This window comes from Kosakonia oryzae, from assembly GCF_001658025.2.
Classification (GTDB): Bacteria; Pseudomonadota; Gammaproteobacteria; order Enterobacterales; family Enterobacteriaceae; genus Kosakonia; species Kosakonia oryzae.
The window spans coordinates 5,255,494-5,268,333 of the sequence record NZ_CP014007.2 but is presented as its reverse complement, the minus strand read 5'-3'; the positions used below and the strand labels follow the sequence as shown (position 1 = coordinate 5,268,333).

10 protein-coding genes and 1 riboswitch are annotated in these 12,840 nt (G+C 54.9%); of the genes, 6 read left to right on the top strand and 4 right to left on the bottom strand.

Annotation, left to right across the window (positions count from 1 at the left end):
- Nucleotides 1-71: 71 nt before the first annotated feature.
- Both ppc and argE read right to left on the bottom strand, forming a co-directional pair.
- Nucleotides 72-2,723, bottom strand: a complete 2,652-nt coding sequence (gene ppc / locus AWR26_RS24935) for a phosphoenolpyruvate carboxylase (RefSeq protein WP_074922700.1) — start codon at nucleotides 2,721-2,723, stop codon at nucleotides 72-74.
- Between the two features lie 265 nt (nucleotides 2,724-2,988).
- Entirely contained in the window at nucleotides 2,989-4,140 is a 1,152-nt protein-coding gene (gene argE, locus AWR26_RS24930; RefSeq protein WP_074922702.1) for an acetylornithine deacetylase, read from the bottom strand.
- 168 nt (nucleotides 4,141-4,308) lie between these two features.
- Here argE and argC point away from each other — a divergent pair, with 168 nt between their 5' ends.
- The 4 genes from argC to oxyR all read left to right on the top strand — a co-directional run bounded on the left by argC (nucleotide 4,309) and on the right by oxyR (nucleotide 8,769).
- On the top strand, nucleotides 4,309-5,313 hold the full coding sequence (argC, locus tag AWR26_RS24925) for an N-acetyl-gamma-glutamyl-phosphate reductase (RefSeq protein ID WP_074922703.1): 1,005 nt from the start codon (nucleotides 4,309-4,311) through the stop codon (nucleotides 5,311-5,313).
- Between the two features lie 10 nt (nucleotides 5,314-5,323).
- A complete protein-coding gene (argB, locus tag AWR26_RS24920) occupies nucleotides 5,324-6,100 on the top strand; it encodes an acetylglutamate kinase (protein WP_090398622.1) in 777 nt (258 codons plus the stop codon).
- Between the two features lie 117 nt (nucleotides 6,101-6,217).
- Complete coding sequence (argH, locus tag AWR26_RS24915) at nucleotides 6,218-7,591, top strand: argininosuccinate lyase (RefSeq protein ID WP_074922705.1); 1,374 nt, start codon at nucleotides 6,218-6,220, stop codon at nucleotides 7,589-7,591.
- A gap of 260 nt (nucleotides 7,592-7,851) precedes the next feature.
- Complete coding sequence (oxyR, locus tag AWR26_RS24910; protein ID WP_043955911.1) at nucleotides 7,852-8,769, top strand: DNA-binding transcriptional regulator OxyR; 918 nt, start codon at nucleotides 7,852-7,854, stop codon at nucleotides 8,767-8,769.
- On the opposite strand, the gene sthA is transcribed toward oxyR, so the two are convergent.
- Nucleotides 8,752-10,152 carry a Si-specific NAD(P)(+) transhydrogenase gene (sthA, locus tag AWR26_RS24905; protein WP_074922706.1) on the bottom strand — a complete coding sequence of 467 codons (1,401 nt, stop codon included), beginning with the start codon at nucleotides 10,150-10,152 and terminating at the stop codon, nucleotides 8,752-8,754. The two genes, oxyR and sthA, sit on opposite strands and share 18 nt — an antisense overlap.
- A 195-nt stretch (nucleotides 10,153-10,347) precedes the next feature.
- Between sthA and fabR the strand changes: the two genes are divergently transcribed.
- Together fabR and AWR26_RS24895 are read left to right on the top strand one after the other, a co-directional pair.
- Nucleotides 10,348-11,001, top strand: a complete 654-nt coding sequence (gene fabR, locus AWR26_RS24900) for an HTH-type transcriptional repressor FabR (RefSeq protein ID WP_035889190.1) — start codon at nucleotides 10,348-10,350, stop codon at nucleotides 10,999-11,001.
- A complete protein-coding gene (locus tag AWR26_RS24895) occupies nucleotides 11,001-11,366 on the top strand; it encodes a YijD family membrane protein (RefSeq protein WP_043955909.1) in 366 nt (121 codons plus the stop codon). Before fabR ends, AWR26_RS24895 begins: the two co-directional genes overlap by 1 nt.
- A 37-nt stretch (nucleotides 11,367-11,403) precedes the next feature.
- Here AWR26_RS24895 and trmA read toward each other — a convergent pair whose 3' ends face one another.
- Complete coding sequence (gene trmA, locus AWR26_RS24890; protein WP_074922708.1) at nucleotides 11,404-12,504, bottom strand: tRNA (uridine(54)-C5)-methyltransferase TrmA; 1,101 nt, start codon at nucleotides 12,502-12,504, stop codon at nucleotides 11,404-11,406.
- Nucleotides 12,505-12,621: 117 nt separating this feature from the next.
- A riboswitch (cobalamin riboswitch) is annotated at nucleotides 12,622-12,790 on the top strand.
- Nucleotides 12,791-12,840 lie beyond the last annotated feature (50 nt).

Here is a 12,840-nt window from a genome sequence, read left to right as displayed (position 1 = left end):
AGGAACAACCTTAGCTGGCGACATAAAAAAAGGCCACAGCAAGTGTGGCCTTTTGCGATGCGCGGAGAAAATTAGCCCGTGTTACGCATGCCTGCTGCAACACCCGCAATGGTCACCATCAACGCTTGTTCTACACGCTCGTCCGGCGCTTCACCGGCCTCTTCGGCCAGACGCGAACGGTGCAGCAGCTCGGCCTGCAATACGTTCAGCGGGTCGGTGTAGATGTTACGTAACTGGATGGATTCGGCGATCCACGGCAGATCGGCCATCAGGTGGGAGTCGTTGGCAATGGCCAGTACCACATTAATATCCGCCTGCAGCAGTTTACGCAGCTCGCTGCCCAGACCCCATAGTTCTGGTTTTACCAGACGCTGATCGTAGTATTCCGCCAGCCACAAGTCGGCTTTGGAGAAGACCATCTCCAGCATGCCAAGGCGGGTTGAGAAGAACGGCCAGTCGCGGCACATTGCTTCCAGTTCGCTCTGCTTGCCATCTTCCACCACTTTCTGTAACGCAGCGCCTGCGCCCAGCCAGGCCGGAAGCATCAGGCGGTTCTGCGTCCAGGCGAAGATCCACGGAATGGCACGCAGCGACTCGACGCCGCCGGTCGGACGGCGTTTCGCCGGACGTGAGCCGAGCGGCAGTTTGCCCAGTTCCTGTTCCGGCGTTGCCGAACGGAAATAGGGAACGAAGTCTTTGTTTTCGCGCACGTAGCCACGGTACATCTCACAGGAGCTCTCCGACAGTGCGTCCATAATGTGGCGCCACTGTGGTTTCGGTTCCGGCGGCGGCAGCAGGTTCGCTTCCATAATGGCGCTGGTATAAAGCGACAGGCTGCTGATGGTGACTTCCGGCAGACCGTATTTAAAACGGATCATCTCACCCTGTTCGGTCACGCGCAGACCGCCTTTCAGGCTACCTGGCGGTTGAGAGAGCAGCGCTGCATGTGCTGGTGCGCCACCGCGACCAATAGAACCGCCGCGGCCGTGGAACAGCGTCAGTTCGATGCCGGCTTTCTCGCAGGTTTTGATCAGCGCATCCTGAGCCTGATATTGCGCCCAGCTTGCGGCCATTACGCCCGCGTCTTTCGCCGAGTCGGAATAGCCAATCATCACCATCTGCTTGCCCTGGATAAAGCCGCGATACCAGTCGATATTCAACAACTGGGTCATTACGTCGTCGGCATTGTTGAGGTCATCCAGCGTTTCAAACAGCGGCGCGACCGGCAGCGCAAAGCCGATACCGGCTTCTTTCAGCAGCAGGTGAACGGCCAGCACGTCGGACGGCGTTTTGGCCATGGAGATCACATAGGCGGCGATGGATCCGCGCGGCGCTTCGGCGATCACCCGGCAGGTGTCCAGCACCTCGCGGGTCTCGTCGCTTGGCTCCCACTGGCGCGGCAGCAGAGGGCGTTTGGAGTTCAGTTCGCGGATCAGAAACGCTTGTTTGTCAGCTTCTGACCAGCTTTCGTAATCGCCGATGCCGAGATAGCGGGTCAGTTCGCCCAGTGCTTCGGTATGTCGGGTACTCTCCTGACGAATATCGATGCGCACCAGCGGCACGCCAAAACTCTTCACACGGCGTAATGTATCGAGCAGTTCACCGTTGGCGATAATGCTCATACCGCAGGCCTGCAGTGATTTATAACAGGCGTACAGCGGCTCCCACAGTTGCTCGTTTTGCGTCAGCAAACCGGCAGGCTTCGGCAGTTTTTGCCCCTTCAGGCGCGCTTCCAGCCAGGCTTGGGTCGCCATCAGGTCGGAACGCAATTTTTTCATCAGATAACGATACGGCTCGCGCGCGCCTTCTGCGCCTGCCAGCTCGCGCAGTTCATCGGTACATTCGACCATCGACAGCTCGGAGATCAGTAGCTGAATATCTTTCAGGAACAGATCGGTCGCTTTCCAGCGGCTGAGCAGCAGCACATGGCGAGTGATGTCGGCGGTGACGTTCGGGTTGCCGTCGCGGTCGCCGCCCATCCATGAGGTAAAGCGCACCGGCACAAAATCAACCGGCAGCTTGTAATTGAGGTGCTCTTCTAACTGTTCGTTAAGCTCGCGCAGGTAATTCGGCACGCCTTCCCACAGGCTGTTTTCCACGACCGCAAAACCCCATTTGGCTTCATCAACCGGGCTTGGGCGATTGCGACGGATTTCGTCGGTATGCCAGGACTGGGCAATCAACTGGCGCAGACGACGCATTAACTGGTGGCGTTCGTAGTCGGCGATATCGCTGTTATCCAGTTGTTTCAGGCAGTTGTTCACTTCCACCATTTTGTGGATCAGCGTACGGCGGGTGATCTCGGTTGGGTGGGCGGTCAGTACCAGCTCCAGCGACAGCGATTCAACAGCTTTAATGATGGTGGCTTCGTTGAGATTGGGTTGGTCTTTCAGCTTTTTGATAGTGCGGGCAATTACTTCCGGGTTGCTGGCCGCTTCACCTTTGGCAGAAATGCTGTGGTACTGCTCAGCGGTGTTCGCAAGATTCAGGAACTGGCTGAATGCGCGCGCCACGGGCAGCAGTTCGTCATTAGACAGATTCTGCAAGGTGGTGAGCAGTTCCTGACGGCTGGCTTCATTACCGGCGCGAGAAGATTTGGACAGCTTACGGATTGTTTCTACCCGGTCGAGAATGTTCTCGCCGAGAGCATCCTTGATGGTATCTCCCAGCAGTTTGCCGAGCATACTGACATTACTACGCAAAGCGGAATATTGTTCGTTCATGTTACCCCAGACACCCCATCTCATTTTATTTTGTTATATCTGCCGTCGCGCAGATATAAGACACCGCCTTTTATAAAGCCACGTAAAACCCACTACGTCAATTGCTGCGAAATCGCTTCAGCAAACGAATAAATGGCGTCAATTTACGAAATTTAATTCGCTTTCGGCCAGATAAGTAATGCTTATGAGATTGTGACATTTATCACCCTTTCGTGCGCCTAAAAACCCCTTCCGTAGAAGGGGTATTGGCGGGAGAAAAGGGCGATCAGTGCCAGCAGAAATGATGGACAACCTGGGTAATAAGTTCGCGCGTTGGATTAATAAAGCGCGTTTCCAGATATTCATCCGGCTGATGAGCCTGATTAATTGAGCCCGGACCGAGCACCAGCGTTGGACACAGCGTCTGAATAAAGGGCGCTTCGGTACAGTAGTTCACCACTTCGGTTTCAACGCCGAGCAGTTTTTCCACCACGCTTACCAGTTGGTGATCCGGCGGGCATTCGTAGCCCGGAATGGGCGGATGCAGTTCAGAAATGGTCAGACGGCCCGGCCAGCGGGAACTGACCGGCTCCAGCGCCTCATTCAGTAACCCATTCAGATCGTTCAGCGTCATGCCCGGAAGCGGGCGAATATCCATATGCAGTTCGCAACAGGCGCAAATACGGTTCGCCGCATCACCGCCATGAATATGTCCCAGGTTCAGCGTCGGGTACGGTACGGTGAACGCCGCATAGTGATAGCGCTCTTTCAGGTTGTCACGCAGTTGCAGAATATGGCCGATAGCATCGTGCATCAGTTCGATAGCGTTGACGCCGCGCGCCGGATCGCTGGAATGGCCGGACTGTCCGAGGATACGAATCGCGTTGGAGATATGGCCTTTATGCGCGCGCACCGGTTGCAGGGAGGTTGGCTCGCCGATAATGGCGCAATCCGGACGCAGCTGCGTATTTTCGGAAAAATAACGTGCTCCCGCCATGCTGGTCTCTTCATCGGCAGTGGCGAGAATGTAGAGCGGCTTGCTCAGCTTTGTCACATCGACGTCACGCAGTGCATCAAGAATGAAGGCAAAGAAGCCTTTCATGTCGGCGGTGCCGAGGCCGTAGAGTTTATTGTCATGCTCGGTCAGCGTGAAGGGATCGCGCGTCCAGCGCCCGTCATCAAACGGCACGGTATCGGTGTGGCCGGTTAGCAGCAGACCGCCCGCGCCCGTTCCGGCACTGGCGAGCATATTGAATTTATTGCGCGTACCGGGCACCGGCTGCACTTCAACAGTGAAACCGAGATCGCCAAACCATCCTGCCAGCAGATTGATTAAAGACGCATTGCTCTGATCCAGCGCTTCTTCCGTTGCGCTGATTGACGGCGTGGCAATCAGGGCGCGGTAAATCTCAATAAATGGCGGCAAATTCATTTTCATTGTTGACATACCTGAGTTCGTGATAGTATCAATATTCATGCACTAAATGTGAATAAAAATACATTAATGCTGAGCGTAAGGAAACCTAAAAGGCGACTTGCTCAGCAACGTGGGAGGGATGCTGAGTCTTTCCCTGGCACACATGACGTAAGAAGGTAAACCGCCCCAATGTTGAACACATTAATTGTGGGCGCCAGCGGTTACGCCGGCGCAGAGCTAGTGACCTATGTAAATCGCCATCCTCATATGAACATAACCGCTTTGACGGTTTCTGCGCAAAGTAATGATGCAGGAAAGTGTATCTCCGATTTACATCCGCAGTTGAAAGGCATTGTCGATCTCCCATTGCAGCCGATGTCCGACATCACTGAGTTCCTTGATGGCGTGGACGTGGTTTTCCTGGCGACGGCGCATGAAGTAAGCCACGACCTGGCGCCGGTTTGCCTGGCAGCGGGCTGTGTGGTGTTCGATCTCTCTGGCGCGTTCCGCGTTAACGATCCCGCGTTCTACGAAAAATTCTATGGCTTCACCCATCAGCACGCCGATTTACTCGCGCAGGCGGTTTACGGGCTGGCGGAGTGGAACCATGACAAACTGAAAGAAGCGCAATTAATTGCCGTACCGGGCTGTTACCCGACGGCGGCGCAGCTCTCGCTGAAACCGCTGATCGATGCAGATATGCTGGATCTGAACCAGTGGCCGGTGATCAACGCGACCAGCGGCGTGAGCGGTGCCGGGCGTAAAGCGGCGCTCTCCAATAGCTTCTGCGAAGTGAGCCTGCAACCTTACGGCGTTTTCAACCACCGCCATCAGCCGGAAATTGCCACGCATCTCGGCGCGGACGTGATTTTTACGCCGCACCTGGCGAGTTTCCCGCGCGGCATTCTGGAAACTATCACCTGCCGCCTGAAGCCTGGCGTGACGCAGGCACAGATCGCCGATCTGTTCAAACAAACTTACGGTAACAAGCCGCTGGTGCGTCTGTATGACAAAGGCGTTCCGGCGCTGAAAAACGTGGTCGGTCTGCCGTTCTGCGATATTGGTTTCGCTGTTCAGGGCGAGCATCTGATTGTGGTCGCCACGGAAGATAACCTGCTGAAAGGCGCGGCGGCACAGGCGATGCAGTGTGCAAATATTCGTTTCGGCTATGCTGAAACCCAGTCACTTATTTAAGACAGGCGTGATGATGAATCCATTAATTATTAAGCTCGGTGGTGTACTGCTGGACAGTGAAGAAGCACTGGAGCGTCTGTTTACGGCGCTGGTGCAATATCGTGAATCTCATCAGCGCCCGTTAGTCATTGTCCACGGTGGCGGTTGCGTGGTGGATGAGTTAATGAAACAACTTAATCTGCCGGTGAAGAAGAAGAACGGCCTGCGCGTGACGCCTGCCGATCAAATCGACATTATCACTGGCGCGCTGGCGGGCACCGCCAACAAAACGCTGCTGGCGTGGGCGAAGAAACATCATATCGCCTCCGTTGGCCTGTTCCTCGGCGATGGCGACAGCGTCAAGGTCACCCAGTTGGATGAGGAACTGGGCCATGTTGGTCTGGCGCAGCCCGGCTCGCCGAAACTGATTAATGCACTGCTGGAAGGTGGTTTTCTGCCAGTGATTAGCTCTATTGGCGTGACCGACGAAGGTGCGCTGATGAATGTCAATGCTGACCAGGCGGCAACTGCGCTGGCGGCAACGCTCGGCGCGGATCTGATCCTGCTTTCTGACGTGAGCGGTATTCTCGACGGTAAAGGCCAGCGTATTGCGGAAATGACGGCGGCCAAAGCCGAGCAGCTGATCGCGCAGGGCATTATTACCGATGGCATGATCGTCAAAGTGAATGCCGCGCTGGATGCGGCGCGCACGCTGGGTCGCCCGGTTGATATCGCCTCCTGGCGTCATGCCGAGCAGTTACCGGCGCTGTTTAACGGTACGCCGATCGGCACGCGTATTCTGGCGTAATCAATTTATGTGCCCGATGGCGGCTACGCCTTATCGGGCCTGTGTGAACTGAACCTCCAGGCCGGATGAGCGCAGCGCTATCCGGCAATGAAATTCAAGAAATTAAGGAAGCATATTATGGCACTTTGGGGCGGGCGTTTTACTCAGGCAGCGGATCAACGGTTCAAACAGTTCAACGACTCTTTGTGCTTTGACTATCGCCTGGCAGAGCAGGATATCGTTGGCTCTGTGGCCTGGTCTAAAGCGCTGGTGACGGTTGGCGTACTGACGCAGGCAGAGCAACAGCAGCTGGAAGAGGCGCTGAACAACTTGTTGCAGGAAGTGCAGGCCGATCCGCAGCAGATCCTGCAAAGCGATGCAGAAGATATTCACAGTTGGGTAGAAGGCAAACTGATCGATAAAGTCGGCCAACTGGGTAAAAAACTGCATACCGGGCGCAGCCGTAATGACCAGGTCGCCACCGATCTGAAATTGTGGTGTAAAGACACCATCAGCGAATTGCTACTGGCGAACCGTCAGTTGCAGAGCGCGTTAGTGGTGACCGCAGAGAATAATCAGGATGCCGTAATGCCTGGCTATACGCACTTGCAACGTGCGCAGCCGGTGACATTTGCCCATTGGGCGCTGGCCTACGTTGAGATGCTGGCGCGTGATGAGAGCCGCTTGCAGGATGCGCTGAAACGCCTCGACGTCAGCCCGCTCGGTTGCGGCGCATTGGCAGGTACAGCTTATGAAATCGATCGCGAGCAACTGGCTGGCTGGCTGGGTTTTGCCTCGGCAACCCGCAACAGCCTGGATAGCGTCTCCGATCGCGATCACGTGCTGGAATTGCTCTCTGATGCTTCGATCGGCATGGTGCATTTATCGCGCTTTGCTGAAGACCTGATCTTCTTCAACTCTGGCGAAGCGGGTTTTGTTGAGCTGTCTGATCGGGTGACATCCGGTTCTTCACTGATGCCGCAAAAGAAAAACCCGGATGCGCTGGAGCTGATCCGTGGTAAATGCGGCCGCGTGCAGGGTGCGTTGACCGGTATGATGATGACGATGAAAGGTCTGCCGCTGGCCTACAACAAAGACATACAGGAAGATAAAGAGGGGCTATTCGACGCGCTCGATACCTGGCTCGACTGTCTGCATATGGCGGCGCTGGTGCTGGACGGCATTCAGGTGAAACGCCCGCGCTGCCAGGAAGCGGCGCAACAAGGTTATGCAAACGCGACCGAACTGGCCGATTACCTTGTCGCCAAAGGTGTGCCGTTCCGCGAAGCGCATCATATTGTCGGTGAAGCGGTGGTCGAAGCAATTCGCCAGGCAAAACCGCTGGAAGCGCTTGCGCTTGCCGATCTGCAAAAATTCAGTACGGTGATTAGCGACGATGTTTATCCGGTGCTGTCGCTGCAATCTTGCCTGGATAAACGCGCGGCAAAAGGTGGCGTATCGCCGGTTCAGGTGGCGCAGGCTATCGCCGATGCGAAAGCGCGTCTGGTGTAACCCGCCAGAAAACGTAAGACCGGGCCTGGCTCTTCGCCGGGCTTTTTTACGCAAAAAAAAGCGGACACTCAGGTCCGCTAAACGTTCACGTTGGCTTTAGTTGTTCAGAGAGAAACAAAGGGTTAATTGTCTTATCACGGGGTAAGTGAGACTCCGCTTCGCTTCTGTTGCGTATTATTCAACAGAATGCTTGATAGGGATAATCGTTCGTTGCTATGCTATCTATCGCCATGAACTATCGTGGCGACGGAGGATGAATAATGAATATTCGTGATCTTGAATACCTGGTGGCGTTAGCCGAACACCGCCATTTTCGCCGGGCAGCCGACTCCTGCCACGTCAGCCAGCCAACGCTGAGCGGGCAGATTCGTAAGCTGGAAGATGAGCTGGGCGTGATGCTGCTGGAACGTACCAGCCGCAAAGTGCTGTTCACCCAGGCGGGTTTGTTGCTGGTGGATCAGGCGCGCACGGTGTTGCGCGAGGTCAAAGTGCTGAAGGAAATGGCAAGCCAGCAGGGGGAAACCATGTCCGGCCCGCTGCATATCGGCTTGATCCCAACCGTTGGACCTTATCTGTTGCCGCATATTATTCCGTTGCTGCATCAAACGTTCCCGAAACTGGAAATGTATCTGCATGAAGCGCAGACGCATCAGTTACTGGCGCAACTGGACAGCGGCAAGCTTGACTGCGCGATTCTGGCGCTGGTGAAAGAGAGCGAAGCCTTTATTGAAGTACCGCTGTTTGATGAACCGATGCTGCTGGCGATTTATGAAGATCATCCATGGGCGAATCGCGAGTGCGTGCCGATGGGCGATTTGGCGGGTGAAAAGTTGCTGATGCTGGAAGATGGCCACTGCCTGCGCGATCAGGCGATGGGTTTCTGCTTTGAAGCCGGGGCAGACGAAGATACGCACTTCCGCGCGACCAGCCTGGAAACGCTGCGCAATATGGTGGCGGCAGGGAGTGGCATCACATTGCTGCCCGCGCTGGCTGTGCCGCGTGAGCGTAAACGTGATGGCGTGGTTTACCTGCCGTGCATTAAGCCGGAACCGAAACGTACTGTCGGCTTGGTTTATCGCCCTGGTTCACCGCTGCGCAGCCGCTATGAGCAGCTGGCAGAGGCCATCCGCGGTGCAATGGATGGCCATTTCGATAACGCGTTAAAACAGGCGGTTTAAACCGTTCAGTGCGGCAACCCGATAGGCTTCCGCCATTGTCGGGTAGTTAAAGGTGGTGTTAACGAAGTACTCGATCGTGTTACCGCCACCTTTCTGCTCCATAATCGCCTGGCCGATATGAATAATTTCGGCCGCGCGCTCGCCAAAGCAGTGGATCCCCAAAATTTCTTTTGTTTCGCGATGGAACAAGATCTTCAGAGTACCGACATTCATGCCGACAATTTGCGCCCGCGCCAGGTGCTTAAACTGCGCGCGGCCCACTTCGTACGGCACTTTCATCGCGGTCAGTTGTTGCTCGGTTTTACCGACAGAGCTGATTTCCGGAATGGTATAAATGCCGGTCGGGATATCTTCAATCAGGTGCGCTGTCGCTTCGCCTTTAATCATCGCCTGTGCGGCGATACGCCCTTGATCGTAAGCCGCTGACGCCAGGCTTGGGTAGCCAATCACATCGCCCACCGCATAAACGTGCGGCAGCGCGGTCTGGTACATGCTGTTGACCTTTAACTGCCCGCGACCATCGGCTTCCAGACCAATGTTACTCAGTTTCAGGCTGTCGGTATTACCGGTACGGCCGTTAGCATAGAGCAGACAATCAGCTTTCAGTTTCTTACCCGATTTGAGGTGCATGATGACGCCGTCTTCCAACGGCTCGATACGCTCGTACTCTTCGTTGTGGCGGATAACAACACCGCTGTTCCAGAAGTGGTACGAGAGCGAATCCGACATCTCCTGATCGAGAAACGCCAGCAGACGATCGCGGGTGTTGATCAGATCGACTTTGACGTTCATTCCGCGGAAGATCGACGCATATTCGCAACCGATCACCCCCGCGCCATAGATAATGACATGGCGGGGTTCATGGTGCATATCGAGGATTGAATCGCTATCGTAGACGCGTGGATGGGTAAAATCCACATCGGCCGGATGGTAAGGGCGCGAGCCGCAGGCGATAACAAATTTCTCTGCGGTGAGCGTTTCTACCGTGCCGTCGTGGCACTCCAGCGCCAGCGTGTGGTCATCAATAAAATGGGCGTTGCCTTCAAGAATTTCGCAACGGTTACGCTCATAAAAGCCCTGACGCATGCGGGTTTGCTGATTAATCACGCTCTCTGCGTGGTTCAGGATATCAGCAAAAGAGGAGCGGAGAAGGCGGGTATGGTCGCTGTAGAGAGGGTTTTGGTTGAATTCGATAATACGGCTAACGGCATGGCGCAACGCTTTCGACGGGATGGTTCCCCAGTGTGTACAGCCGCCGCCGACGTTATGGTAACGCTCAATAACCGCGACTCGTGCTCCTTGTTTTACCAAACCCATGGCTGCGCCTTCGCCGCCTGGGCCGGAGCCTATTACAATTGCATCATAATCGTAGGAATGTGGCATGGTTAGGCTTACCTGTTCTTATACATAAAAGCAACATAAGACTAACATCAAAGCGGCAATCCCCCAATTATCGTTGTGCTTTTTTCATGTGAAAAAGAAGAAACGATGTGTAAATAATCGGTCACAATCCAGTACGATCAGATCGGATTTTTCTCTGGTATATTGCCAGAAAGCCCCAGGAAGGATTCAAACATAGTGATGGGTGTAAGAGCGCAACAAAAAGAGAGAACCCGGCGTTCGCTGGTGGAAGCGGCATTTAGCCAACTGAGCGCCGAGCGAAGTTTTGCCAGCCTGAGCCTGCGGGAAGTCGCCCGCGAGGCGGGTATCGCGCCGACGTCCTTTTACCGGCATTTTCGTGATGTTGATGAGCTCGGCCTGACCATGGTGGACGAAAGCGGGTTGATGCTGCGCCAGTTGATGCGCCAGGCGCGCCAGCGTATTGCCAAAGGCGGCAGCGTGATCCGCACCTCGGTTTCCACCTTTATGGAATTTATTGGCAACAATCCCAACGCATTTCAGCTACTGCTGCGTGAGCGTTCCGGGACGTCAGCCGCTTTCCGCGCGGCGGTCGCGCGCGAAATTCAGCACTTTATCGCGGAACTTGCCGACTATCTCGAACTCGAAAACCATATGCCGCGCGCCTTTACCGAGGCGCAAGCCGAGGCGATGGTAACGATCGTGTTTAACGCTGGCGCAGAGGCGCTGGATGTGAGCGCCGAACAACGTCGGCAGTTAGAAGAGCGGCTGGTACTACAATTGCGGATGATTTCAAAAGGCGCCTATTACTGGTATCGCCGCGAGCAGGAAAAACTGGCGCATCAACCGACGAGTGAAGCAAAGGATGAGTAATGAAACAGTCAGGTCAAGATAAAGGTACGTTGCTGCTGGCGCTGGTTGCTGGCTTATCGATTAACGGCGCATTTTCCGCTGTATTCAGTTCCGTGGTTCCCTTTTCTCTATTTCCGGTTATTTCGCTGGTGCTGACGGTCTATTGCCTGCATCAGCGTTACCAGAATCGCACCATGCCAGTTGGCCTGCCGGGCCTTGCCGCCGCCTGCTTTATTCTCGGCGTGCTGCTGTACAGTACGGTCGTTCGCGCTGAATACCCGGTGATCGGCTCCAACTTCCTGCCGGCCGTGCTGTCGGTGGTGCTGGTCTTCTGGATTGGTTTTCGCCTGCGCAGCCGTAACCGTAAACACGAGGCATCGGAGTGATTTTTCCCTCTCCTTTACGGGAGAGGGATGAGAGATTTTACTTTCTGGTCAACAGAACGCCGCACTCCATATGGTGCGTGTAAGGGAACTGATCAAATAGCGCCAGACGCGAAACGTTATGCGTCTGGTTTAATGTTTCGAGGTTCTTGCACAGCGTTTCCGGGTTGCAGGAGATGTACAGAATGCGCGGATAGGCCTGCACCATTTTTTCAGTTTCCGCATCCAGCCCGCTGCGCGGCGGATCGACGAAGATCGTTTCGCACTGGTAGCTTTTCAGATCGATCCCCTGCAAACGGTTAAAGGCGCGTACGCCATTCATCGCCTGAGTGAATTCCTCCGCAGACATACGAATGATTTGTACATTATCAATATGGTTGGCGGCGATGTTGTACTGCGCGGCGGCGACAGAAGGTTTGGCGATCTCCGTGGCCAGCACGCGGTTGAAATTGCGCGCCAGCGCCAGCGAGAAGTTGCCGTTACCGCAATACAGTTCCAGCAAATCGCCGCTGGCGTCGCGGGTGACATCCTGTGCCCATTCCAGCATCTGAATATTCATTGCCGCGTTAGGCTGGGTAAAACTGTTTTCCACCTGGCGGTAGATCATCTCTCTGCCACCGACTGGCAGGCGTTCATCGACATAATCCTGATCGAGCTCGATTTTGGTTTTTGTAGCGCGGCCAATCAGTTGCACATTCAGGTTTTGCGCCCGCAGCGCATCGCGCAATAGGGTGGCAGCTTCATGCCACTCGTTATCCAGTTTTTTGTGATATAGCAGCGTCACAATCGCCTGATTACTCATGGTGCTCAGATAGTCAATCTGGAACAGCTTGTGGCGCAGCGTGTGGTTGCCGCGCACGGCATCGATCATCACCTTCATTAATACGTTAATCAGCTCGCTGGCCGCCGGGAAGCTGTCGACGCGGATACGCGATTTTGTCTGCTGATCGAAGATGATGTGGTAGAGATCGTCCCCGTCATGCCAAATCCGGAACTCGGCGCGCATGCGGTAATGGCTGACCGGCGAGCGGAACACCTCCGGAAGCGGCGCAGAAAAGGGTGTCATCAACGATTGCAGACGCACGACTTTTTCGGCCAGTTGAGCTTCGTATTGTTCTGTCGGCAGGTGTTCGGGGGTCATGATGCTTCCTGAGTGATTAAGAATAACGCGGCGATTGTAGGGATTGCTCACCGGATGTCCAGCGCTGGATGTTTTTGAAATACTCACTTAGCAGTCTGGACATCCATATGTAACCGAATGTAGCATCCGTGTTCCGGTCCTGTGAGTTAAAAGGGAATCCAGTGTGAATCTGGGGCTGACGCGCAGCGGTAAGGATTAAGGTGAGACAGCAGACACTGCCAGTGGTGGGAAGTCCTGTCTTGTTGTACCTCCAAGCCCGAAGACCTGCCGGAATACGTCGCATCTGGTAACATCATCGCGTGCTATTGATGGAACCTGCGGCATCCTTTTTATTTT